The organism is Actinomycetospora endophytica (genome assembly GCF_021026375.1).
In the GTDB taxonomy this organism is placed as follows: Bacteria; Actinomycetota; Actinomycetes; order Mycobacteriales; family Pseudonocardiaceae; genus Actinomycetospora; species Actinomycetospora endophytica.
Genome location: NZ_JAJNDB010000002.1, coordinates 553665 through 577290 on the forward strand (window position 1 = coordinate 553665; position 23626 = coordinate 577290).

Annotated in this window: 17 protein-coding genes; 13 read left to right on the forward strand and 4 right to left on the reverse strand. The window is 75.1% G+C overall.

What is annotated here, in order from left to right; translation table 11 throughout:
* Positions 1 to 47: 47 nt before the first annotated feature.
* Positions 48 to 1409: an MSMEG_0569 family flavin-dependent oxidoreductase gene (locus LQ327_RS13550; RefSeq protein ID WP_230734338.1), complete on the reverse strand. Its 1362-nt coding sequence runs from the start codon at positions 1407 to 1409 to the stop codon at positions 48 to 50.
* A 416-nt stretch (positions 1410 to 1825) separates the two neighbouring features.
* On the opposite strand from LQ327_RS13550, the gene LQ327_RS13555 reads away from it, so the two are divergent.
* The 8 genes from LQ327_RS13555 to LQ327_RS13590 all read left to right on the forward strand — a co-directional run bounded on the left by LQ327_RS13555 (position 1826) and on the right by LQ327_RS13590 (position 10248).
* Positions 1826 to 2344: an MSMEG_0572/Sll0783 family nitrogen starvation response protein gene (locus LQ327_RS13555; RefSeq protein WP_230734340.1), complete on the forward strand. Its 519-nt coding sequence runs from the start codon at positions 1826 to 1828 to the stop codon at positions 2342 to 2344.
* 91 nt (positions 2345 to 2435) lie between these two features.
* Positions 2436 to 3578: an MSMEG_0568 family radical SAM protein gene (locus LQ327_RS13560; RefSeq protein ID WP_230734343.1), complete on the forward strand. Its 1143-nt coding sequence runs from the start codon at positions 2436 to 2438 to the stop codon at positions 3576 to 3578.
* A 3-nt stretch (positions 3579 to 3581) separates the two neighbouring features.
* Entirely contained in the window at positions 3582 to 5129 is a 1548-nt protein-coding gene (locus LQ327_RS13565) for an MSMEG_0567/sll0787 family protein (protein ID WP_230734345.1), read from the forward strand.
* Positions 5126 to 6016 (forward strand): carbon-nitrogen hydrolase family protein, encoded by an 891-nt coding sequence (locus LQ327_RS13570; protein WP_230734347.1) that lies wholly within the window; start codon positions 5126 to 5128, stop codon positions 6014 to 6016. The genes LQ327_RS13565 and LQ327_RS13570 overlap by 4 nt, the downstream gene beginning before the upstream one ends.
* Positions 6017 to 6034: 18 nt before the next feature.
* Positions 6035 to 6865: a carbon-nitrogen hydrolase family protein gene (locus tag LQ327_RS13575; protein WP_230734349.1), complete on the forward strand. Its 831-nt coding sequence runs from the start codon at positions 6035 to 6037 to the stop codon at positions 6863 to 6865.
* A gap of 16 nt (positions 6866 to 6881) precedes the next feature.
* Complete coding sequence (locus LQ327_RS13580; protein ID WP_230734351.1) at positions 6882 to 8003, forward strand: MSMEG_0565 family glycosyltransferase; 1122 nt, start codon at positions 6882 to 6884, stop codon at positions 8001 to 8003.
* A 172-nt stretch (positions 8004 to 8175) separates the two neighbouring features.
* Positions 8176 to 8910: a mycothiol-dependent nitroreductase Rv2466c family protein gene (locus LQ327_RS13585; protein ID WP_230734353.1), complete on the forward strand. Its 735-nt coding sequence runs from the start codon at positions 8176 to 8178 to the stop codon at positions 8908 to 8910.
* Positions 8911 to 9048: 138 nt separating this feature from the next.
* Positions 9049 to 10248, forward strand: a complete 1200-nt coding sequence (locus LQ327_RS13590; RefSeq protein WP_230734355.1) for an MFS transporter — start codon at positions 9049 to 9051, stop codon at positions 10246 to 10248.
* A gap of 51 nt (positions 10249 to 10299) precedes the next feature.
* Here the strand turns inward: LQ327_RS13590 and LQ327_RS13595 are convergent, their stop codons facing one another.
* Entirely contained in the window at positions 10300 to 10590 is a 291-nt protein-coding gene (locus LQ327_RS13595; RefSeq protein ID WP_230734357.1) for an MGMT family protein, read from the reverse strand.
* 78 nt (positions 10591 to 10668) lie between these two features.
* Here LQ327_RS13595 and LQ327_RS13600 point away from each other — a divergent pair, with 78 nt between their 5' ends.
* From LQ327_RS13600 to LQ327_RS13620, 5 genes are all read left to right on the forward strand, one after another.
* On the forward strand, positions 10669 to 13965 hold the full coding sequence (locus LQ327_RS13600) for an ATP-dependent helicase (RefSeq protein ID WP_230734359.1): 3297 nt from the start codon (positions 10669 to 10671) through the stop codon (positions 13963 to 13965).
* Positions 13962 to 17492: an ATP-dependent helicase gene (locus tag LQ327_RS13605; protein ID WP_230735087.1), complete on the forward strand. Its 3531-nt coding sequence runs from the start codon at positions 13962 to 13964 to the stop codon at positions 17490 to 17492. The genes LQ327_RS13600 and LQ327_RS13605 overlap by 4 nt, the downstream gene beginning before the upstream one ends.
* A gap of 424 nt (positions 17493 to 17916) precedes the next feature.
* Positions 17917 to 18915 carry a pirin family protein gene (locus LQ327_RS13610; RefSeq protein WP_230734361.1) on the forward strand — a complete coding sequence of 333 codons (999 nt, stop codon included), beginning with the start codon at positions 17917 to 17919 and terminating at the stop codon, positions 18913 to 18915.
* Between the two features lie 148 nt (positions 18916 to 19063).
* Positions 19064 to 20476 carry an FAD-binding oxidoreductase gene (locus LQ327_RS13615; RefSeq protein ID WP_230734363.1) on the forward strand — a complete coding sequence of 471 codons (1413 nt, stop codon included), beginning with the start codon at positions 19064 to 19066 and terminating at the stop codon, positions 20474 to 20476.
* Positions 20477 to 20513: 37 nt separating this feature from the next.
* Positions 20514 to 21233: an FAD-binding protein gene (locus LQ327_RS13620; protein WP_230734365.1), complete on the forward strand. Its 720-nt coding sequence runs from the start codon at positions 20514 to 20516 to the stop codon at positions 21231 to 21233.
* 8 nt (positions 21234 to 21241) lie between these two features.
* On the opposite strand, the gene LQ327_RS13625 is transcribed toward LQ327_RS13620, so the two are convergent.
* Both LQ327_RS13625 and LQ327_RS13630 read right to left on the reverse strand, forming a co-directional pair.
* Positions 21242 to 21646 (reverse strand): DoxX family protein, encoded by a 405-nt coding sequence (locus LQ327_RS13625; protein WP_230734367.1) that lies wholly within the window; start codon positions 21644 to 21646, stop codon positions 21242 to 21244.
* A gap of 56 nt (positions 21647 to 21702) precedes the next feature.
* Complete coding sequence (locus tag LQ327_RS13630; protein WP_230734369.1) at positions 21703 to 23529, reverse strand: gamma-glutamyltransferase family protein; 1827 nt, start codon at positions 23527 to 23529, stop codon at positions 21703 to 21705.
* Positions 23530 to 23626 lie beyond the last annotated feature (97 nt).

Below are 23626 nucleotides of genomic sequence, written 5' to 3' on the forward strand. Positions count from 1 at the left end.
TGAGCGGATTTGGTCGTCCCAGCAACCAAATCCGCTCACATGCAGCGTCAGCTGCCCAGCGCCAGCACGTTGCAGACGTCGCCGCGACCGCCCGACGACGTCAGGCCGCGCTGCGAGCGGATGCGCTCGGCGAGGTAGCGGGCGTCGTCGCCGACCCCGGAGAAGCGGCCCGAGCCCCAGGTCCACTGCCACGGCAGCCCGAGGAAGTACAGGCCGGGCGCGGAGGTCACCCCGCGGCTGTGCCCCGGCGCGCCGCGGCCGCTGAAGACCGGCACGTCGATCCACGAGAAGTCCTGCCGGAAGCCGATGCACCAGACCACCGAGGTGATGTTCGTGTCCGCGAGCCGCAGCTCGGTCGGGTCCTGCTCGGACGACCACACCGGCGCGTAGCGGTCCTCGCTCGGCGCGTCGATCTGCTGCGCGGCGATGTGCTTGTCGATGGTGTCCTTGATCGACTCCGAGACCTCGTCGGCGTGATCGAGGCTCTCGGTGAGGTCGGGGTTGAAGTGCAGGGTGCCGTCGCGGTGGTCGGTCATGAGGCCGTAGAGCTTCATCCCGTCACGCGCGTGGGCCCGCAGGTCGATGTCCCGCCCGCCGTCGCGTCCCGTCACGTAGTGGTTGGCCTGCGCGCGGACCGCCTCGCGGCGGGGGTGCTCGGTGACCGGCATGCGGTAGTAGCCGAGGTCGTCGAGCCAGTCCGTGACGTCGCGCCCCCGGTAGAAGCGCGCCACCCGCGGGGCGTTCCCGACGACGAGGTGGACCTGCCGGCCCTCCAGGTGCAGGTCCTCGGCGATCTGCGCGCCCGACTGCCCGGACCCCACCACCAGCACCTCGCCCGGCGGCAGCCCGGAGCCGTCCTTGTAGTGCTGCGACTGCACCTGGGTGATCGACGAGGGCAGCGGCTCGGACATCGGCGGGGTGATCGGGGTGTGGTACCCGCCGGTGGCGACGACGACCTGGTCGGCCGTGCAGGTGCCCGCCGTCGTCTCGAGCACGTAGGTGCCGTGGTCGTCGCGGCTGACCCGGTTCACGCCGACGCCCTCGTACAGCGGCGGGTCGACGAAGGCCCGGTACGCCTCCAGGTAGTCGATGATCTGCGAGCGCACCATGAAGCCGTGCGGGTCGGTGCCGCCGAACCCGTTGCCGTGGGCGTCGCGGCCGTAGGGGAAGTCCGGGAGCGTGCACTGCCAGTTCGGGGTGACCAGGCAGAACGTCTCCCACCGGTAGGTCTTCCACGAGTGGCCGATCTCGTCGCGCTCGAGCACGAGGTGATCCACGCCGGCGCGCTGCAGGCAGCGGCTCATGGAGAGGCCGGCCTGTCCGCCACCCACGACGATCACGGGGCGGTGCGCCCCGTCCAGGTCGCCGTTCCCGGTGCCGCGCAGTGGCGTGACGGATGCGGTGGTCATGGCCGGTCGTTCCTCTCGTCCGGACGGCGAGACGGTGCACGTCTCGATTCGGTCCTCAGCGTCGGGACGATCGATGTCCGAATGGTTGCCGTCTGACTACCGCGGCGTTGCCGAATGTTTCGAAACATGACGGTCATGAAAAGTCGTTTCGGTCACGCGCTCGTAGTCACGTCGAAACGGTCGCGCAATGGCTCGTTGTTTGGCTTTCGCAGCACGAGGCCGGGTCGAGATGTCCCGGTCGCCGACCGCACCCCACGCGGAGTCGGGGGGACATCGTGCCTGGCTTCTGGGCGAAGGTGCGACTGAAAGTGACGGGAGGGACCGGGGGCGAGCCCGGGACCGTCGCCACCGATGCCGCGCCCGCGCCGTCCGAGAACGCACCCGCCACCGCCCCGCGAGATTCGAAGGAGAACGGCATGACCACGGCCGAACTGTCCGACATCGAGCAGAAGAGCCTCGAGGAGATTCCCCACCCGTCCCTGCCGGAGGGGTCGAGCATCTACGGGGGGACGAAGGTCTTCCCCGACCTGCAGGCGGAGAGTGGCGAGACCTACTTCACGCTCGTGCACGGCATCGCGCACGAGTCGTCGGTCAGCTTCGTCGCGGTCCTGCAGGCCACCCGCGCGCTGCGCAAGGGCTTCGAGACCGCGATCTACTTCTACGGCCCGGGCTCGCTGAACTGCCTGGCCACCCGCGGCTTCCCCACCACGGGCAGCTCGGCCTTCCCCGGCGAGCACAACATCAACGACCAGCTCAAGACCTTCATCGCCGAGGGCGGCAAGGCCTACTGCTGCCGCTTCGGGCTGTCGCTGCACGGTGCCCGTGAGGAGGACCTGATCGAGGGCGTCATCCCGACGCACCCGCTCGACGTCCAGGACGCGCTCATCTACTACGCGCGCAAGGGCGCGATCATCAACTCGACCTATCAGCTCTAGGTGCCTCCGGCATGTGAGCACTGATCCGTGCCCTGGCACGGATCAGTGCTCACATGCGGCCCCGTCCGCACCTACCGAGGAGGTCACCCGCGTGTCCGCACCCACCGATTCCGGTGTCGCCGTCCGTTCCGAAGTGGCCGTCCGCGGCGTTGCGATCGACCCCCCGACCAGCAGCACCACCGTCGACCTGGGATCCACGATCCCGCTCCGCCGCCCCGGCGGCGCCGGCCCCTCCGACGACGGCCACGTCCTCGTCGACGGCCTCAAGACCACGATCCCGATCAACCCGGACAGCCCCTACCGGCTGCGCGACGGCCGGCTCGTCCGGACCGGGCCCGACGGCGGGGTCACCGACCTCGGCGTGGACGTCGACACCGTCGCGAGACCCGCCTTCTACGACCTCACGACCGCCGACGGCGTCCGCTACGAGCAGATCGCCCGCCTGCACGGCGACGACGTGCTCGCGACGACCGTCGTGCAGACCTGCGTGCGCTACGGCTCGGACGACGACGCAGCCGACCGCTGCCGGTTCTGTGCGATCGAGCAGTCGCTGCGCAGCGGCGCGACCACCGCGGTGAAGACCCCGGCGCAGCTCGCCGAGGTCGCCGAGGCCGCGGTCCGGCTCGACGGTGTGACGCAGATGGTCATGACGACGGGCACCTCCAACGGCCGCGACCGCGGCGCCCGTCACCTCGCCCGCTGCACCGCCGCGATCCGCGAGGCCGTGCCGGGGCTGCCGATCCAGGTGCAGTGCGAACCTCCGGCACCGGACGACCTCGCGGCGCTGACAGCACTCCACGACGCCGGGGCCGACGCCATCGGCATCCATGTCGAATCCCTCGACGACGCCGTCCGTGCCCGCTGGATGCCGGGCAAGGCGAGCGTGCCGCTCTCCCAGTACTGGGCGGCCTGGCGCGAGAGCGTGCGCCTCTTCGGCCGCAACGCCGTCTCCACCTACCTGATCGTCGGGCTCGGCGAGGACCCGGACGAGCTCGTCGCCGGAGCGGAACAGCTGATCGACGCGGGCGTCTACCCCTTCGTCGTCCCCTACCGCCCCATCCCGGGCACGCTCGCGTTCGCCGACGGCGACCCGGCGCCCGACCCGGCGCTGCTGGCCGACGTCACCGCCCGGGTCGCCGCGAGCCTGCGGGCCGCGGGGATGCGCGGCGCCGACCAGGCCGCGGGCTGTGCCGCCTGCGGTGCCTGCAGCGCCCTGTCCGCGGCGGGGGGCTAGACGATGACGCTGGTCGACGGCCCGCCCCCGCTGCGGGCCAACCCCGACGGCCGGCCGCCGCTGGTGGTGCCCCAGCACGCCGCCCTGCGCAGCACGCTGAGCACCGCGGAGGAGATCCTCGGCGGCCTCGCCCGCCGGCCCGCGCCCCGCGAGATCACCATCGGCGAGGCCCGCGCGAGCGACGCCGGGCACCCCGACGTCGTCGCCCACCGCGCCCTGCGCCGCGCCGTGTTCGTCGACGAGCAGGGCCTCTTCGGCGGGCGCGGCGACGACCTGGACGACACCGACGCCGACCCCCGGGCGCTCGTGCTGCTCGCCCGTGACGCCGACGGCACCCCGCTCGGCGGCGTGCGCCTCGGGCCCGCCCGGCCCGCGGAGCCCGACGTCGGGTGGTGGACCGGCAGCCGCCTCGCCGTCAGCGTCGGCGGTCGTCGCCGGGCGGGGGTGCGCGTGGGCGCGGCCCTGATCCGGGCCGCCGTCGCGCGGGCCGAGTCCTCCGGTGTGCTGCGCTTCGAGGCCGACGTGCAGGCCACCAACGGCCCGCTGTTCTCCCGGCTCGGCTGGCAGACCGTGCGGCCGGTGACGGTGCCCGGCGCGCCCGAGGTCCCGCACCTGCGCATGCGCCACCCCATGGACCGCATCCAGCGGCTCGTCGACGCCACCAAGTCGCCCCTCGGCGAGCTCGTCGCGGGCATGGCCCCGCACGGGTTCGTCGGCGACGACGGCGCCCCGGTGCCGGGCACCGACGTCGTCGCCGCCTGCGACGCGATCCTGCCCGCGATGGTCGAGCGCGACCCGGAGTGGGCCGGCTGGTGCGGCGTGCTCGTCAACGTCAACGACCTCGCCGCGATGGGCGCCCGCCCGGTGGGCCTGCTCGACGCCGTCGGCGCCCGCGACCCGTCCTTCGCCGCCCGCGTGCTGCGCGGGCTGCGCGCCGCCGCCGACGCCTACGGGGTGCCGGTGCTCGGCGGTCACACCACCGTCGACGTGCCCGCCTCGCTCGCCGTCACCGCCCTCGGGACGACGCCGACCCCGGTCCCGGCCGGCGGCGGTCGCCCCGGCCACCGGGTCCGGCTGACCGCGGACCTCGACGGGTCCTGGCGCCCCGGCTACTCGGGCGTGCAGTGGGACACCACCTCGCGCCGCCGGGGCGAGGATCTCCGCGCGATGGTGAACGCCATCGGGCCGGATGCCGGCTACCACCCCGCCGCGGCCAAGGACGTCTCCATGGCGGGCCTCGTCGGGACCCTCGGGATGCTCGCCGAGGCGAGCGGCACCGGCGCCGTCCTGGACGTGGCGTCCGTGCCCCGGCCGACCGGGGTCGGCGTCGCCGACTGGTTCACCTGCTTCCCGGGCTTCGCCCTGCTCACCACCGACGCGGCGGGCAGCCCGCTGCCCGCCGCCGGGCCCGCCACGGGCGCCGAGTGCGGCACGCTCACCGACGGTCCCGGCGTGGCGCTGCGCTGGCCGGACGGGGAGACGACGGCCGCCGTCGCCGGGCCCGTCACCGGGCTGGGCCCCGCCACCGGACACGAGAGGACTCACCGATGACCCTGACCTTCGCCGCTGCCGCCGAGGGCTTCGTCCGCGACCTGGACGAGGACTTCCGACGCATCGAGAAGCTCGTCGGCCAGGCGCGGGAGGCCGATGCGGACCTGCTCGCGCTGCCCGAGGCCGCGCTCGGGGGCTACCTCTCCTCCCTCAATGGCGACCACGACGACGAGCCGCCGCAGCTCGACCGCGATGGGCCCGAGATCGCCCGACTCGTTGACCTCGCCGGGGACATGGTCATCACCGCCGGGTACTGCGAGCGCGGCGACGACGCCTCGCAGGGGCGGCCGTACAACAGCTGCGTCGCGGTCACCGGCACCGGCGTGCTCGGCGGGCACCGCAAGGTGCACCAGCCGCTGAACGAGAACAACTCCTACGCCGCGGGCGACCGGTTCGCCGCGTTCGACTCCCCGGTCGGGCGCATGGGCATGATGATCTGTTACGACAAGGCCTTCCCGGAGGCCGCGCGGGCGCTCGCCGTCGACGGGGCGCGCGTCGTGGTGTGCATGTCGGCGTGGCCGGCTTCGCGGACGAACCGGGCGCCGGTGCTCGCCGACGACCGCTGGACCCGGCGGTTCGACCTGTTCGACCGCGCCCGCGCGCTGGAGAACCAGATCGTCTGGGTGTCGGCGAACCAGGCGGGCGAGTTCGGCACGATGCAGCTCGTGGCCAGCGCGAAGATCGTGGATCCGGGCGGGGAGGTCCTCGCGACCACCGGCACCGAGGCGGGGCTCGCGGTGGCCTCGATCGACGTGGACGACTCGGTCGACTCGGCGCGCCGGTTCATGGGGCACCTGCGGGACATGCGCCTGGGCAGCTACGGGGCGAGCGGAGCGACGGGGGAGAACTACGGGGCGAGCGGAGCGACGGCTCCACTGTCCGCCTGAGCCCGGGCTCGGGACCCCGTGCTCCGGATCGCCGCCGCGGCGGCCCACTTCACCCGCGACCTGGACTTCGACCTCGAGCGCATCGGCGTGATCATCGCCCATGCGCGCGAGGCCGGGGTCGGGCTGCTGGCCCTGCCCGACGGTGCCCTCGGCGGCTACGTCACCGACCTGCGCCCGAGCGACGCCGGCGCCGTCGACCTGCCGCCCGCCCTGGAGCCGAACGGCGACGAGGTCCGGTCGGTGATCGACCTGGCCGGCGACATGGTCGTGTGCCTCGGCTACTGCGAGGCCGGTCCCGACGGCGAGCGCTACAACGCCGCCGTCGCGCTGCACGGCGACGGGATCCTGGGCCGGCACCGCAAGGTGCACCACCCGGCCGGCGTCGCGAAGCTGTTCATGCCGGGCTGCGGGTTCTCGGCGTTCGACACCCCGGTCGGCCGCATGGGGATGCTGATCGACCACGACAAGACGTTCCCGGAGTCGGCCCGCTCGCTGGCGATGGACGGCGCGTCGATGATCGCGTGCCTCTCGGCGTGGCCGACCTCGCTGACCAACCGCGCGCCGCGCATGGCCCAGGACCGGCAGGCCCGGCTGTTCGACCTCTACGACCAGTCGCGGGCCGCCGAGAACCAGGTGCTGCTCCTCTCGGCCAACCAGAGCGGGCGTTCGGGGGCACTGCACTTCCTCGGGCGGGCGAAGGTCGTCGGTCCGGGAGGTGAAATCCTCGCGCGCACCTGGTCCAAAGGAGGGCTCGCCATGACCGAGGTCGACCCGTCCGCGATGGTGGACGCCGCCCGCGCCGTCCTGCACCACCTCGACGAGCGCCGCCCGTCGGCGTACCGCTGCTGAGCGGGGGCCGCCGCTGATGCGCATCCGGCTCTCCACCTACTCGACGAAGCCCCGCGGCGGCGTCGTCCACACCCTCGCGCTGGCCGAGGCGCTGGCCCGGGCCGGTCACGACGTCGAGGTGTGGGCCCTGGCGCGCGGCGGTGACACGGCGTTCTTCCGGTCGGTGTCGGTGCCGATCCGGCTGGTGGACGTGCCGGAGATCGAGGGGGAGCCGGTCGGCGACCGCATCCTGCGCTCGATCGACCTGCTCGCCGAGGCGCTCGCGGACGCCGCGCCGGTCGACGTCCGGCACGCCCAGGACTGCCTCACCGCCAACGCCGAGGGCGCGGCCGGCGGGTACGGTGACCTGGTCCGCACGGTGCACCACCTCGACGAGTTCACGACGCCGTCGTTGGTCGCCTGTCACGAGCGCGCGCTGGTCGAGCCGGCCTCGCTGCTGTGCGTCTCGGAGGCGGTGGCCGCCGAGGTGCACGCCGGCTGGGGGCGCACCGCACCCGTCGTCGGGAACGGGGTGGACGCGGCGCGGTTCGCGTCCGCGGCCTCGTCCGGGGCCGGTCGGCCGTGGCGGGAGCGGCTCGGATCCTACGTGCTGGCGGTCGGCGGCATCGAGCCGCGCAAGGGCACCCGGGACCTGGTGGCGGCGATGGCCGCGCTGGCTGCTCGGGGAGTCGCGGCGCCGCTCGTGGTGGCCGGCGGGGACACGCTGTTCGACTACCGGCCCTACCGCGAGGAGGTCTTCACGCTCGCGGCGTCGCTGGGCGTCGAGCCGGTGGTGCTGGGGCCGGTCGACGACGGCGAGCTCCCCGGCCTGGTCGCGGGGGCGTCGGTGTTCGCGTTCCCGTCGACGAAGGAGGGCTTCGGGCTGGCGGCGATGGAGGCGCTGGCGGCGGGGGTGCCGGTGGTGGCCCGCGACCTGCCGGTGCTGCGTGAGGTGTTCGCGGGCGCGGTCCGGTTCGCTCCGGACGGTCCCGGCTTCGCCGAGGCGTACGCCGGCGAGCTGGCGGCGGTGCTCTCCGGCGGGAACGACGGCGGCCCGGCGCGGGCCGCCGTCGGGCGCGCACTGGCGACGTCGCACTCGTGGGACACCGTCGCCGCGGCCCACCTCGCGGCGTACGGATCCCGGGTCGGGGTCGGCTGATCGGCCGCTTTGTTGCGGGCTCCCGCGGTCGCCTCGGCGTCTTGTCGCAGTGAATCACTGCGACAAGGCAGCCCGGGTGCCGCAGCTCGCCGCGACAAGGCGAGCCGAGACCCGTCGTCGGGACCCCGCGACGAGGGATGCCACGGCCGCTCGCGAGGCCTAGCGTGAGTGCGTGCCCGACTCCGCGAACGACACCGTCCGCTTCTGGTTCGACCCGGTCTGCCCCTACTGCTGGCTGACCAGCACGTGGATCCGCACCGTGGCGCGGCGCCGGGGGTTCCCGGTCGAGTGGCGGTTCATCTCGCTGCGGCTGCTCAACGCCCACGTCGACTACGAGTCCTGGTTCCCGCCCGAGTACGAGGCCGGGCACACCGCGGGGCTGCGTCTGCTCCGGGTGTGCGCCGCCGTGCGCGAGCAGGAGGGCGCGGAGGCGCTCGCCCGGTTCTACGAAGAGTTGGGCGCGGCGGTCTTCGAGCGCGAGGAGGTCCCCGAGCACAGCGGCAGCCGGGAGTACCGCGGGACCCACGCCTTCGTGCTCCCGGTCCTGCAGCGCGCCGGGCTGCCCGCTGAGCTCGCGGAGTCCGTGGACGACACCCGTCACGACCCCACGATCCAGGCCGAGACCGACGAGGCGCTGGCGCTGACCGGGAAGGACGTCGGGACGCCGATCATCCAGATCGGGGTGGACGGGCCCGCGTTCTTCGGGCCGGTGATCAGCCGCAAGCCCTCCGACGACGAGGCCGAGGAGCTGTGGGACCACGTCGTCGGGCTGGCGCGCTTCCCCGGGTTCGCGGAGCTCAAGCGCAGCCTGCGCGAGCGCCCGCAGCTGGCGGCGTTCGGGGTCGGGCAGGGCGAGGTCGGGCTCACCGAGGACTGGCACGCCGGGAGTCGTCGGCAGCATCGGTGAGGCCCGCCCTTGTGTCAGCGATGGGCCGTTGCTGACATCTGACGTCAGGAAGGCGGCATCCTCACATCCGACGCCGGGTGTGATGCGCGAGCCGATCGCGCGCCACCGGTCGGGGTCATCTGGTTGGCTCGGCGGGCGATGAGCACCCAGGCAGCCACCCCGACCCACCTCGGGCGTCCCACCGTCGGACTGCTCGCCGTCGTGTGCGGCGCCGCCGTCGCGAACATCTACTACGCGCAGCCGCTCCTGCCCGTCGTCGCGCAGGCCTTCTCGGTCGGGGAGGGCCAGGCCGGGCTGCTGGTGACGGCGTCCCAGATCGGCTACGCGCTCGCGCTCGCGTTCCTCGTGCCGGCGGGCGACATCCTCGAGCGACGGCGGCTGGTGAGCGTCCTGCTGCTCGTCACCGGCGTGCTGCTGATCGGCGCCGCGGCGGCGCCCACGTTCGGCGTGCTGCTGGCTGCGGTGGCGATCGTCGCGGTGACCTCCGCGGTGGCCCAGATCGTCGTCCCCATGGCGGCCTCGTTGGCCTCCGACGAGAACCGGGGCTCGGTGGTCGGGACCGTGATGAGCGGGCTGCTCATCGGGATCCTGCTCGCCCGGACCGTGGCCGGACTCGTCGCCGAGATCGGCGGCTGGCGGCTGGTGTTCGTGCTCGCGGCCGTCGTCATGGTGGTGCTGGCGGGTGCGGTCCGGCTGGTGCTCCCGCGGGTGCCGATCGCGGCCGAGGCGTCCTACCCGAGCCTGCTGCGCTCGGTGGGATCGATCGTGCGCCACGACTCGCTGATCCGGCGGCGGATGGTCCTCGGCGGCGTCGGGTTCGGCTGCTTCACGATCCTCTGGACCGCGATCTCCTTCCTGCTCGCCGCGCCGCCGTACTCCTACGGCTCCGGCGTGATCGGGCTGTTCGGGCTCGCGGGGCTGGCCGGGGCGGTCACGGCGGTCTACGCGGGCCGGTTCGCCGACCAGGGGCACGGACGGCGGGTGGTGACGATCGGGCTCGCCCTGCTGCTGGTGAGCTGGGGCGTGCTCGCGCTCGGGGGGACCTCGCTCGTCGCGCTGATCGTCGGGATCGTCGTGCTCGACCTCGCCCAGCAGTTGCTGCAGATCTCCCACCAGCACGCGATCTACTCCCGCCGCCCGGACGCCCGCAGCCGCGTGACCAGCGCGTACCTGGTGTCGGCGTTCATCGGTGGCGCGATCGCGTCGGCCCTGACGTCCGCGCTCTACGCCGTCGTCGGATGGCCCGGGGTGTGCGCGCTCGGCGCGGTCGTGGCGCTGATCGGGATCGCGACGTGGGCGCTGGAACTCTGGCGGCCGTCGCCGGCGGAGCCCGTCTAGGTGCGCTTCGCGCTGGTGAGCAGAAATTGAGGCTCTGGCGTCGATTTCTGCTCACGACGGCCAGGTGTACCGCTGGCCCTTCGCGGCCCGGGCGTCGATGACGAGGACCCCTTCCGCGGTGAGCCGCCGGATCTGTTCGACGGCGATGTGCGGCGCCGGGGTGCCGGTGGAGCGCAGGACGCGGTGCCACGGCAGGTCGGCGCCGTCCTGGGAGAGCACCGTCCCGACGACGCGGGCCGACCGCTCGCCCGCCACGGCCGCGACGTCGCCGTAGCTGACCCAGTGACCCTCGGGGATCGACGCGACGATCTCCCGGATCCGCTCGTGGCGGGCCTCGTCCATGACCGTCATCGTGCCGGAACCCGCCTCCGGCGAGCCCGTGGGACGTGACTGTCGGGGGGTCGTGGTTCCCTCGGGGACATGACGACGGGGGCTCGGCCGGCCGCGGATGCGCCGCAGCTGTTGCGCGCGGCCACCCGCCTGCCCGCGGACCTGGTGCTGGACCCGCCGGCGCGGCGGGTGCTGGAGCACGACGCCGGGTTCCTGCGCGTCCTCGGCGGCCCCGGGACGGGGAAGACGACGCTGCTGGCCGAGCGGGTCGCGCAGCTGCTGCACGCGGACCCGGACGCCCGCTCGCTGGTACTGGTGGGTGATCGACGGTCCGCCGCCGCGCTGCGCGAGCGGATCTCGGCTCGGCGTCGGGTGCTCGACGGCGCCGCCGACGGGGCATTGACCGCGGCGCGGGAGCCGCTGGTGCGCAGCGTGCACTCGTACGCGTTCGCGGTGCTGCGGCGCCATGCGGCCCGCCGCGAGGAGGCGCCACCGCGGCTGTTGCCGGGCGCGCAGCAGGACGCGATGGTCCGCGAGCTGCTGGCCGGCGAGGCCGACGGTGCCGGCCGGGGGTCCGGGTGGCCCGCGCGGCTGCAGCCGGCGCTCGAGGCCCCCGCGTTCGCCGCCGAGGTCCGCGATCTGCTGCTGCGCGCGGCCGAGCGCGGCCTGGGCCCCCGTGAGCTGCGGGCGCTGGGCAAGGAGCACGACGTCGCGGTCTGGGTCGCGGCCGCGCGCTTCTACCAGACGTTCGAGGAGGTCACGCTGCTGCGCGCGGCGGCGGGCTCGGCGAACCCGCTGGCCTCCGCGCCACCGCTCGACGCCGCCGAGCTGGTCGCGGCGGTGCTGGACGCGTTCGCCACCGACCCGGGCCTGCTGGCGAGCGAGCAGGAGCAGGTCCGCCACCTCGTGGTGGACGACGCGCAGGACATGGACCCCCAGCAGCTCGAGCTGGCCCGCACGCTGGGGGCCACCGCCCGGGCGTGGGTGCTCGCCGGGGACCCGGACTCCTCGGTGCTCGGTTTCCGCGGCGCGGCGCCGGACGTGCTGCGGGAGGCCGATCCCGGGGGGCGGTCCACCGCGGTGCTGACGCTGGACCACCGCGGGTCCCCCGCGGTGCGGGACGCCGTGGCCCGGGCGGTCGAGCCGCTGCGGGGCACCGGGCCGGGCCGCAGACGCGTCGGGCCACCGGACGAGTCGCCCGAGGGCGGCGCCGCGACGGTGTCGGTGTTCCCGACGCCGGGTCGGCAGGCGGCCTGGGCGGCCGACACGCTGCGCCGGGCGCACCTGGTGGACGGGGTGCCGTGGTCGCGGCTCGCGGTCGTCGTGCGTTCGGTGTCGCTCTCGCTGCCCCCGCTGCGGCGCGCCCTGCTGGCGGCGGGCGTTCCCCTGGCGGTCCCCGCGGACGACACCCCGCTCGCGGCGCTGCCCGCCGTCGCACCGGTGTTGACCCTGCTGCGCTGCGCCGCGACGGCGGCCACCGCCCCGCCGTCGTCGGCGGTCGACGCCGACACCGCGCTCGGCCTGCTCTCGTCGCCGTTGGGCGGCGCGGAACCGCTCGGGCTGCGCCGGCTGCGGCGCGGCCTGCTGCGCCTGCACGAGGCGGCCGGCCACGGCACCGAGCGCTCCAGCGACGAGCTGATCGTCGACGTCCTCGTCGACCACCTCGCCGGCCGGCCGGACCCGCTGGCGGTCCTCCCCGACGCGGACGCCGGGCCGCTGCGCCGGGTCGCGCACCTGCTCGGTAGCGCGGTGGAGGCGATCCGGGCGGGGGAGAGCGTGCCGGACGTGGTGTGGGCGGTGTGGTCGGAGAGCGGGCTGCAGTCCCGGTGGGTGAGTGCGAGCGAGCGGGGTGGGATCACCGGGGCGCAGGCGGATCGCGACCTCGACGCCGTCGTCGCCCTCGTCGAACGGGCCGGTCGCTTCGTGGAGGACCTGCCGGGCGGCACCGTCGCGGGGTTCGTCGCGCAGGTCGACGACCAGCGGTTCGCGAGCGACGGGCTGGCACCGCGCACGCCCGACGGCGAGGCGGTCGCGCTGCTCACCGCGCACGCCGCGCGCGGGCGGGAGTGGGACGTCGTCGTGATCCCCGACGTCCAGGAGGGCGTCTGGCCCGACCTGCGCCGGCGCGGCACCCTGCTCGGCGTCGAGCGGATGGTCGACGTGCTCGCGGGCGTCCCGGACGACCCGGCGCTGTCCTCGCGCGTCCCGCTGCTCGACGAGGAGCGGCGGCTGTTCGCGGTGGCGCTCTCCCGGGCCCGCCGTGCGGTCCACGTGGGCGCCGTCGAGTCCGAGGACGTCACCCCGTCGCGGTTCCTCGACGACGTCGAGCCGGACGCCGCCGGGCGCGACGGGCAACCCGACGACGCCGGCCGTCGGCGCCGCCGGCCGAGCCGGTCGCTGGTGCTCGCCGAACTGGTGGGCGACCTGCGCCGCGCGGTGACCGCCCCGTCGACCACTCCGGAGCGCCGCGCCCGCGCCGCGACCCAGCTCGCGCGGCTGGCCGAGGCCGGCGTGCCGGGCGCCGACCCCGGCGACTGGTACGGCCTGCTCGACGTGTCCACCGCCGAGCCGCTGCGCGAGCCGGGCTCCCGGATCACGGTGAGCCCGAGCGCGGTCGAGACCATCCTGACCTGCCCGCTGCGCTGGGCGCTGCAGAGCCACGGCGGGGACGACTCCGACTCGCTCGCCTCGGTCACCGGCTCGCTGGTCCACGCCCTGGTCCAGCGCGCCGCGGAGGGTGCGGGCGAGAAGGAACTGGACGAGGCGCTCGACGTCGCGTGGGCCTCGGTCGACGCGGGTGCGCCCTGGTTCTCGCGGCGCGAGCTCGCGAACTGCCGGCGGATGCTGCGCTCGTTCCTCGCGTGGCGGGACGGGACGCGGCGGGAGCTGACCGAGCAGGCGGTCGAGGAGACGGTGACCGCCCGGCTCGAGGGGGCCGACGCCGACGTCGCGATCCGCGGCCGGGTCGACCGCCTGGAGGTCGACGACCAGGGACGCCCGGTCATCGTCGACGTGAAGACCGGCAAGAGCCCGATCTCGGCGGCGAAGGCGGCCGAGCACCCGCAGCTCGCGGTCTACCAGCTGGCGGTGTCGCTCGGGGCGTTCGCCGAGGCGCTGGCCGCGCCGCCCGCGTCGGAGGGGTCGGCCGCGGCCACCGTGCCCGGCGGTGCCCGGCTGGTCTACCTGCAGCGCGACGGCGAGAAGGCGAAGGAACGTGCGCAGCAGCCGCTCGACGAGGACGGCGTCGAGCACTGGCGCGAGCAGGTCGCGACCGCGGCCCGGATGACCGAGGGCCCGGTGTTCGTCGGGCAGGAGAACGACGCGTGCCCGCGCTGCCCGGTGCGCACCGCCTGCCCGGTGCACTCCTCGGGAAGGCAGGTGCCGTGACCGGGCTGCTGGCGAACGCCACGGGTCTGATCGACCCGACGGAGCTGTCCGAGCGGCTCGGGCTGCGCCGCCCCACCGAAGAGCAGGCCGAGGTGATCGCGGCGCCGTTCGCGTCCGCGCTGGTCACCGCGGGAGCCGGCTCGGGCAAGACCGAGACGATGGCCGCCCGCGTGGTGTGGCTCGTGGCCAACGGGATCGTCACCCCGGACCAGGTGCTGGGCCTGACGTTCACCCGCAAGGCCGCGGGCCAGCTCGCCGACCGCATCCGGCGCCGGCTCCGCCGCCTCGCCGGGGACCCGCTGCTCGATGAGCTGGATCCCAGCGGGGAGCGTCGGGTGCTCGTCCGGACCCTCGAGCCGACCGTCTCGACCTACCACGCCTATGCCGGGCGGCTGCTCACCGAGCACGGCCTGCGGCTGCCCACGGATCCCGGGGCGCGGCTGCTCTCGCCGACGGCGTCGTGGCAGCTCGCGCACCGGGTGGTCTCCTCCTGGACCCGCGACCTCGACACCGCGCTCATCCCGACCAGTGTCACCGGCTACGTCCTCGCGCTCGCCGGGGAGCTGGGGGAGCACCTCGCCGAGCCCGACCAGCTGCGCGAGCACACCGAGGCGCTCGCGCGGACGATCGAGTCGGCGCCGCCCGCCAAGGGGCAGCGGCCCGCTCTACCGCAGGCGCTGACGAAGATCGTCGAGCGCCAGCGGTTCCGGGTGGCTCTGCTGCCGCTCGTCGAGGAGCTGGCCGCGCGAAAGCAGACCGAGCGCTGCCTGGACTTCGCCGACCAGATGGCCGCGGCGGCGCGTCTCGCGGACGGGCACCCCGAGGTCGGGCAGGCCGAGCGCTCCGCGTTCCGGGCCGTGCTGCTCGACGAGTACCAGGACACCGGCCACGCCCAGCGGATCATGCTCCGGGCCCTGTTCGGGGGCGACGAGCAGACCGCGGTGACGGCCGTCGGCGACCCGTTCCAGTCGATCTACGGCTGGCGGGGCGCGAGCGCGGCAAACCTGCCGCGGTTCGTCACCGACTTCCCGCGCCCGGACGCTGACGGCGAATGGGTCGCGGCCCGGCGGTTCGGGCTGCTGACCAGCTTCCGGAACCCGCCCGAGGTGCTGGAGCTGGCGAACGGGGTCGTGGAGCCGTTGCGCGAACCGCGCGCGCTCGACGGCGTCGGCGAACTGCGGGCCTTCGCGGGTGCCGAGCCGGGCGACGTCCACGTCGCGCTGCACACCGACGTGACGGCCGAGCGGGCCTGGCTCGCCGACGCGGTCGCCGACCGGTGGCGGGCCGCCGTCGACCGCGGGGATCCGCCGCCGACCAGCGCGGTCCTCGTGCGGCGCCGCGCCGACATGACCGAGATCGCCGCGGCGCTGCGGGACCGGGACCTGCCGGTCGAGGTGGTCGGGCTCGGAGGCCTGCTCGACGAGCCCGAGGTCCGCGACCTCGTGTCCGCGCTGCGGCTGGTGGTCGACCCGCTGGCCGGCGGGGCGGCCATCCGGTTGCTGACGGGGGCCCGGTGGCGCATCGGGGGTGCCGATCTCGCGGCGCTGTGGCGGCGGGCGCGCGAGCTCGCCGCCCCGCCGGTGCCCGAGACCGCGCCGACGGCGGGCGCGCCCGACCCGATCGCCGACGCCCTGCCGGGCGAGCACGCCGAACGGGCCGGGCTGGTCGACGCGCTCGACGACCCGGGACCGCCCGAGCGCTACTCGACCGCCGGCTACGCGCGGCTGCGGCGGCTCGCGCGCGAGCTGGTCGGACTGCGTCGGCGAGTCACGGCGCCACTGGTGGACCTGGTCGCCGACGTCGAGCGCACCCTGCTGCTCGACGTCGAGGCCGCCGCCCGGCCGGGCGAGGTCGGGCGGGCGCACCTTGACGCGTTCGCCGACGTCGTGGCCGACTTCGCGGGCGGCGCGGCCACGTCCGGAGGCACCGCCACCCCGACGGCGCTGCTCGCCTACCTCGACGCCGCCGAGGAGGCCGAGGACGGCCTGACCCCGGGCGAGGTGGAGTCCACCGCGGGCGCCGACCCGGCGCTCGGCGGTGCCCGGGTGCAGATCCTGACCGTGCACGCCGCGAAGGGCCTCGAGTGGGAGGTCGTCGCGGTGCCGCACGTCTGCGCGAAGACGTTCCCCGGGCCGAAGCTCTCCGGGTCGTGGCTGACGAGCATCCCGTCGCTGCCCGCCGACCTGCGCGGCGACCGGCCCGACCTGCCGGTCCTCGACGTCCGCGACGCCGGCGACCGCAAGGAGCTCCAGGACCGTCTCGACCGACACGAGCGGGAGTTCGACGAGCGCCGCCTGGTGGAGGAACGGCGGCTGTTCTACGTCGCCCTGACCCGGGCCGAGCGCACGCTGCTGGTCTCGGGGCACTGGTGGGGCGAGTCCGGCGAGAAGCCCCGCGGGCCGTCGGAGTTCCTCACCGAGATCGGCGAGCTGGCCGGCCGTGGTGCCGCGGTCGTCGACGCCTGGGCGGCGGCGCCGGAGGAGGGCGCGGCGAACCCGCTCGCCGAGATCGAGCACACGCAGGCCTGGCCGGTCGACCCGCTCGGCGCTCGGCGGGACGCGGTGGAGGAGGGGGCGGCGCTGGTCCGGGCGGCCCGTGAGCGGCTGGCGGCCGGGGACGATGCGGCGGACGAGGACGGTGCCGTCGGCGAGGCGGCGGTCGGCGCATCGGCGGACGGGGACGGTGCCGTCGGCGAGGCGGCGGCCGAGGACGACCAGGCCGATCCGGACGGGTGGGCCGCGGACGTCGACGTCCTGCTCGCCGAGCGCGCCGCGGCCCGTGAGCGCCACGCCCGCGTGCTGCTGCCCCCGCAGCTCTCGGTGAGCCAGCTCGTCGACCTCGCCGCGGATCCGGCCGCGCTCGCCCGCCGGCTGCGGCGTCCGGTCCCACGCCCGCCCGACCCCCGGGCTCGCCGCGGGACGGAGTTCCACGCGTGGGTCGAGCGCTGGTTCGCCAAGACCGAGCTGCTCGAGTTCGACGAGCTGCCCGGCGCGGCGGACGAGGACCCCGACGAGGGCGACCCGGCCGCCGCCGACCTCGCCGAGCTGCAGGAGCGCTTCACCGCGAGCCGGTGGGCCACCCGGAGTCCCGTCGCGATCGAGGTGCCGTTCGAGACCGAGGTGGAGGGCACGCTGGTCCGCGGCCGCATCGACGCGGTGTTCGCGGACGCCGACGGCGGGGCCACCGTCGTCGACTGGAAGACCGGCGCACCGCCCGCCCCCGACGCGATGCCCGCGCTCTCGGTGCAGCTCGCGGCGTACCGGCTCGCGTGGGCGGCACTGTCCGGAGTACCGGTCGAGCGGGTGCGGGCCGCGCTGCACTACGTCCGCGCCGACCGGACCGTCACCCCGTCGGACCTCCTCGACGCCGGTGGGCTGCGTGCTCTGGTCGCCTCGGTGCCCGTCGAGATCCGCGAGCCCGAGGGCGACGACGTCGTGCCGCATCCCGGGCCGCCCGCCCCCTGGTCCGAGGACGACGCCGACCCCGACCGGACCGGGTTCGACGACGGCGACCGCGACTCCCGCTGACGCGCCACCGGCCGCACTCCGTCGATCGCGCGAGCTCGGGGCGTTCTGGCGAGGGGCGCCCTCGGCCCATCTATTCGACCGAAGGGCACCTTCGCTCGGAACGGGGTGCTCGGCCGCTCCGCGAAGGGCACGTCACGCAGGTTCGCGCAACGTTCGAGATGGGTCCTGTGCTGGTGATCAAGGGCCGCCGCGTCGGTTCTCCGACCAGGGGCACACGAGGCATGCGTACTTCGGTTCGCGGGTGCGCCGTGTGCTCGTGATCATCGAAGCCGGCAGTCGCTCGAGCTCGGGGCGTTCTGGCGAGGGGCGCCCTCGGCCCATCTATTCGACCGAAGGGCACCTTCGCTCGGAACGGAGAGACGGCGCTCGAAACGGACACCCGCCCGCCTCGAAATGACCCACGCGGAAGCGGAGGATCGGGCGGGTGAGCAACGTCGAGGTGGCACCGGACGAGATCGTGTGCGGCGCGGACACCACTCCGCGCGAGCCGGTGGCGGTCGAGATCCTGACCCCGCGTGAGGTCCCGCTCGGCGGTCCCCGGGCGATGACGGTCCGGCGCACCCTGCCCCAACGCCGGCGCTCGCTGATCGGCGCGTGGTGCTTCGTGGACCACTACGGGCCCGACGACGTCGGGGCGACCGGCGGCATGGACGTCGCCCCGCACCCGCACACCGGCCTGGCCACGGTGAGCTGGTTGTTCACCGGCGAGGTCGAGCACCGCGACAGCCACGGCGTGCACGCGATCGTGCGCCCCGGCGAGCTCAACCTCATGACCGGCGGCCACGGGGTCTGCCACTCGGAGGTCTCGACCCCGGACACCTCGACACTGCACGGCGCCCAGCTCTGGCTGGCCCTCCCCGACGCCGCCCGCGACACCCCGCGCGCCTTCGCCCACCACGCCCCGGAGCCCGTCGACCTGGGCTCGGCCGAGATTTGCGTCTTCCTCGGGACCCTCGCCGGCGTCACCAGCCCCGTCGAGACGTTCTCCCCGCTGCTCGGCGCCGAGATCGTCCTCGCCCCGCACGGCACCGCCACCCTCGACGTCGACCCGGCCTTCGAGCACGGACTCCTGCTCGACGCCGGCACGGTCGCCGTCGCAGGCCCCGGCATCACCCGCACCGACATCGCCGCGGCCGAGCTCGGCTACCTCGCCCCCGGTCCGACCCGCCTCGAGCTGGCCAACGACGCCGACACCCCGGCCCGACTGCTGCTGCTCGGCGGCACCCCCTTCGGCGAGCAGATCGTCATGTGGTGGAACTTCGTGGCCCGCACGCACGACGAGATCGTCGCGTTCCGGACCGCCTGGGAGGACGATCCCGAGGGCCGGTACGGACACGTCAGCGGCTACGTCGGCAAGGACGGCGGAACCGCCCGGCTCCACGCTCCGGCCCTCCCGAACGCCCGGATCAAGCCCCGCGGCTGACGCTCCGTCATCATCGGAGAGCACCCGGAGTCACCCTGGGTGAGCGATCCGGGACAATTCCGGCTCTTGTGTCACGCTACGTGGTAACTCTACCGTCAACCTTGCGGTGCTTCACCTGAAAGCGCCACAAGAGATCACGGAGAGTCAGATGACTGAGCTGTCCATGCGCCCCGCCACCGCCGCCACCGAGCCGGTCACCACCGAGACCACGTCGGCCCAGGAGATCGCCGACCTCCGCAGAGCCGTGTCCGGACCCGTGTGGGATCCGGGGGACGTCGACGTCGTCACCGAGCTCGCCGGCTTCAACCTCGCCCCGTCCCACGAGCCGGTGGCCGTCGTCGCCGCCACGAGCGCGGCGGACGTCGCGGCCACCGTGCGGTGGGCCCGCGTCCGCGGGATCGGCGTCGGCGTGGTCGCGACCGGCCACGCCGACTTCTCGCACCGCGGTGTCGTCGTGATCTCCACCAAGCGGCTGGACCGCTGTCAGGTCGACGCGGCCGAGCGCACCGTCACCGTCGGCGCCGGGGTCAAGTGGGCCCGCGTGCTCGAGGCCGCGGCGCCGCACGGGCTGTCGGCGGTCACCGGGTCGTCCTCGGACGTCGGCGTCGTCGGCTTCACCACCGGCGGCGGCATCGGCCCTCTCGTGCGTCGCTTCGGCTACGGCTGCGACCGGGTGCGCCGGATGCAGGTCGTGACCGGTGACGGCCAGGTCCGGGAGGTCTCGCCGACCCAGGACGCCGAGCTGTTCAACGCCGTCCTCGGCGGCAAGGACGCCGCGGGCATCGTCGTCGAGATGACCGTCGAGCTCGTCGAGATGACGCGCTTCTACGGCGGGTCGATCTTCTTCGACGGTGCGGACGCCTCCGCCGTCATGCACGCGTGGCGCACGTGGCAGCTGGGCCTCACGGAGAACACCACCACCTCGATCGCGATCCTGCGCATGCCCGACATGGAGGCCGCGCCGCCGCCGCTGCGCGGGCGCACCGTGGTCCAGGTGCGGGTCGCCCACCTCGGCCCGGAGATCGAGGGTCTCGAGGTCGTGAGCCCGATGCGGCGCGTGGCGACCCCGATCGTCGACATGGTCGCCGAGATGCCCGCGGGCGCCATCGACGCCGTGCACTGCGACCCGACCGAGCCGATGCTCGCCTGGGCCACCGGCGCGTTCGTCGACACCGTCGACGACGACACCATCGACGCGCTGCTCGCCGCGGCCGGTCCGCAGCACGAGCTGCCGGTGATCATGGTCGAGCTCCGGGCGATCGGCGGCGCCGGCATGCGCGGCACGGCCGGGTGCCTGCCGCGGGCGCCGTACCTGATGGGCGTGATCGCCCCGATGGTGCCGCCGCTCGTCGACGTCGTCCCGGCGGTCGGGCACGGCATCGTCGACGCGCTCGCGCCGTGGTCGCCCGGCACGGTCCCGGTCAACTTCGCCTCTCCGCAGACGATCGCGGCGCGCCCCGGGGCGTGCTGGACCGCCGAGGAGCGGGCGCGGCTCACCGAGGTCTCGCGGCGGGTCGACCCCGACGGCGTGCTCGGCGGCCGCCGCCTCGGGCTCCGCTGAGCCGGGCGTCGAGCCGGGTACCGGGACGAGCGACGCGATGACCGTGCGACGGCCGGGATGGACCAGCGAGGCGCTGGTGACCCTCGACGGCCTCCTCGACGGACCCGTCCACCCGCCCTACAGCATCGACGCCACGATCGAGCTCGCCCTCGATCCGGGGCTCCCGGTGCGTGCGCTGCGGCGGCTGATCGCCGTCGTCGGGGCGACGGGGATCGCCGACGTCGTCCAGGTCGTCCGGTGGGCGGCCGAGCACGACATCGACGTCGTGGTCCTCGGGACGGGTGCCTCGCACGGGCACGGGGTCCGGACCGGGGACCGCCCGGCGGTGGCGCTCTCGCTCTCGCGGGTCGACCACGTCGTCGCCGACCCCGACTCGGGCACCGTCCGGGCCGGGGTCGGCGCGGCCTGGGCGGCGGTGCACCGGGTGGCGGCGGACGCCGTCGGGCGACCCTGCGCGGCGCTGTCCCGTCCGGGGACGATGGCATCGACCCTCGGGGCGACGACGCTGCGCGGGGCCACCGTCGTCACCGGCGACGGCGTCGTGCACGGGCTGCCCGAACAGGGGTGCGCGGCCGAACTCTGGTGGGCCTTCCGCGCCCGCCCGGGCGCGGTCGGCATCGTCACCGCGGTCGTCGTCGACGCCCGATACACCACGACGGTGCTGCCCCGGACGCGCACGTCACCGGCCGAGCTGATCCGGCTCGTGCACCTGGCCCGCCGGTACGACCCGGCGGGCCTGCTCGGCGTCCCGCACTGACGTCCGGTTCAGGCCTCGGAGCGCACCCGCAGGGCGTGGGTGATCATCGGGTACTGCAGCGGCAGGCGGCCGACGGCACCGACCGCGTAGGGCCACGGCTTGCGCCGCCAGTCCCACGCCATCTGCACGTTCGCCGGGAACACGGCGAGGAAGAGGCCGATGGCGGCCGTCGCGCCGAGCCGCCGCGTCGACGGCGTCGCCACCGCGCCCCCGACGGCGAGCTCGGCGACGCCGCTCGCGTAGGTCCAGAAGCGGGCCGACCCGGGGATCCACGACGGCACGATCGCGTCGAAGGGCTGCGGCACCGCGAAGTGCAGGACGCCCATGCCCAGCAGCGGGTAGGCGAGCACGGCGGCACGTCGGCCGGCCGGGTCGGGCCGGGTGCGACGACGACGGGGCGACGGGAAGCGCATGCGCCGCACCTTTCCAGAGGACAACCCCATCGGCCGACCGCACCAGCGGGACAGCGCTAGCGGCCGACCGCGTAGCCCTGCATGCCCCGGGGGTTCGCCGCGCCCCACAGCACGCCCCGCGCGTGGTCGATCCCGACGGCCGAGAGCCGCCCGAGCGCCCAGTCGCCCGCGCGCGAGACGCGGTGCCCCCGCCGCGCGAGCCCGGCGATGACGTCGTCGCCGAGCCGGTCCTCCACGACCGCCCCGGCCGGCTCCCGGTCCCGCGGCCAGAACGACCCCGGCGACGACGTGGTGTGCAGCGCCGGCGCGTCGATCGCGGCCTGCGGGGACCACCCTCCGACCAGCGTGCGCAGCAGGTAGAGCAGCTGCCACTGGTCCTGCTGGTCGCCGCCCGGCGACCCCACCGCGGTCACCGGGCGGCCCTCGTCGTCGAGGACCAGCGTGGGGGTGAGCGTGGTCCGCGGCCGCCGTCCCGGGGTGAGCGTCGAGGGCAGGCCCTCCTCGAGCCAGGTCATCTGCAGCCGGGTGCCGAGCGCGAAGCCGAGCTCCGGGATCGTCGGGGAGGACTGCAGCCAGCCGCCCGACGGAGTGGCCGAGACGACCGTGCCCCACCGGTCGACGACGTCGAGGTGGCAGGTGTCGCCCCGCGTCTCGCCGTGCGACGAGGTCCCGGGTTCCCCGCCGAGGGTCACGGTCGGCTCGCCCACCGCCGAGCTCCCCGACACCCCGGGGACGTGCCCGGCCAGGGCCAGCGTCGCCAGCCGCGGGTCGCGGCCGCCCACGCGACCCGGCCGGACGTCGGGCGAGGCCTGGTCGGTCAGCAGCCCGCGCCGCGCCGCGAGGTAACCGGGGTCGAGCAGGTCGCCGATACCGGGGACGTCGGGACCGTCCCCGAACCACGCCTCCCGGTCGGCCTGCGCGAGCTTGATCGTCTCGAGGACCAGGTGGGCGCCGGCCTCGGTCGAGGGGTCGAGCGCGGCGTCGTCGTAGGGCTCCAGGAGCGCCAGCATCTGCAGCAGCGCCGGCCCCTGACCCCAGGCCGGGGTCTTGGCGACGAGGTAGCCCCGGAACCCGCCGACGAACGCGTCGACGACCGAGGACCGCCACTGCGCCGAGTCGGCGACGGCGAGCACCCCGGCGTGGTCCGTACCCGAGGCGTGCCGGTGCGGGGTCCGGCAGAACGTCTCGATCGCCTCCGCGACGAATCCCTCGGCCCACACCTCGCGCACGGCGTCCACGCGCGCCTCGCGCGTCGGGCCCTGCGCGGCGTCGGCGAGACGCCCCAGCGTCGTCGCCCAGGCCGGGTTGCGCAGCACCTCGCCCGGCTCCGGGACCCGCCCGTCCGGCAACCACAGCGCCGCCGACGACGGCCAGTGCGCGCGGAAGAGGCTCGCCACCGCCCCGATCGTCGAGCCGACCCGCGCGACGGCGGGGAAGCCGTCCCGGGCGTAGCCGATCGCCGCCCCGACGACGTCGGCGACCTCCCAGGTCCCGTGGTCGCGCAACAGGAGCAGCCAGGCGTCGGTGGCGCCGGGGATCGCCGCGGCCAGCGCCCCCGCACCCGGCACGCGGTCGAGGCCCTCGTCGCGGTACCGGGCCGCCGACGCGGCCGCGGGCGCCGGCCCCTGGCCGTCGAGGACGCGGGGTGTCGGGTCGTCGGCGGTCGCGAACACCGCGGTGAGGTCCCCGCCCGGCCCGTTGAGGTGCGGCTCGACGACCTGCAGGACGAAGCCGGCCGCCACCGCCGCGTCGACGGCGTTGCCGCCGCGCTCGAGCACCCCCATCGCCGTGGCCGACGCGGCCCAGTGCGTCGAGGCGGCCATCCCGACGGTGCCCTCGAGGGTCGGCCGGGTGGTGAACGCGGGCGGACGGCTGAAGCGCATCGCGGCATCGTCGCGCAGGGCGGACCAGCTCGCAGCAAGACAAGTACGAAAACAGTATCCATCAGTACGTTATTGACACTCAACGGTGCGGTTGAGC

What these genes read in the sequence shown, in the direction of transcription:
- LQ327_RS13550 (WP_230734338.1), bottom strand. Translation starts at nt 1,409, where the DNA reads ATGACCACCGCATCCGTCACGCCACTGCGCGGCACCGGGAACGGCGAC.
- LQ327_RS13555 (WP_230734340.1), top strand. Translation starts at nt 1,826, where the DNA reads ATGACCACGGCCGAACTGTCCGACATCGAGCAGAAGAGCCTCGAGGAG.
- LQ327_RS13565 (WP_230734345.1), top strand. Translation starts at nt 3,582, where the DNA reads ATGACGCTGGTCGACGGCCCGCCCCCGCTGCGGGCCAACCCCGACGGC.
- LQ327_RS13570 (WP_230734347.1), top strand. Translation starts at nt 5,126, where the DNA reads ATGACCCTGACCTTCGCCGCTGCCGCCGAGGGCTTCGTCCGCGACCTG.
- LQ327_RS13580 (WP_230734351.1), top strand. Translation starts at nt 6,882, where the DNA reads ATGCGCATCCGGCTCTCCACCTACTCGACGAAGCCCCGCGGCGGCGTC.
- LQ327_RS13590 (WP_230734355.1), top strand. Translation starts at nt 9,049, where the DNA reads ATGAGCACCCAGGCAGCCACCCCGACCCACCTCGGGCGTCCCACCGTC.
- LQ327_RS13595 (WP_230734357.1), bottom strand. Translation starts at nt 10,590, where the DNA reads ATGGACGAGGCCCGCCACGAGCGGATCCGGGAGATCGTCGCGTCGATC.
- LQ327_RS13600 (WP_230734359.1), top strand. Translation starts at nt 10,669, where the DNA reads ATGACGACGGGGGCTCGGCCGGCCGCGGATGCGCCGCAGCTGTTGCGC.
- LQ327_RS13615 (WP_230734363.1), top strand. Translation starts at nt 19,064, where the DNA reads ATGACTGAGCTGTCCATGCGCCCCGCCACCGCCGCCACCGAGCCGGTC.
- LQ327_RS13620 (WP_230734365.1), top strand. Translation starts at nt 20,514, where the DNA reads ATGACCGTGCGACGGCCGGGATGGACCAGCGAGGCGCTGGTGACCCTC.
- LQ327_RS13625 (WP_230734367.1), bottom strand. Translation starts at nt 21,646, where the DNA reads ATGCGCTTCCCGTCGCCCCGTCGTCGTCGCACCCGGCCCGACCCGGCC.
- LQ327_RS13630 (WP_230734369.1), bottom strand. Translation starts at nt 23,529, where the DNA reads ATGCGCTTCAGCCGTCCGCCCGCGTTCACCACCCGGCCGACCCTCGAG.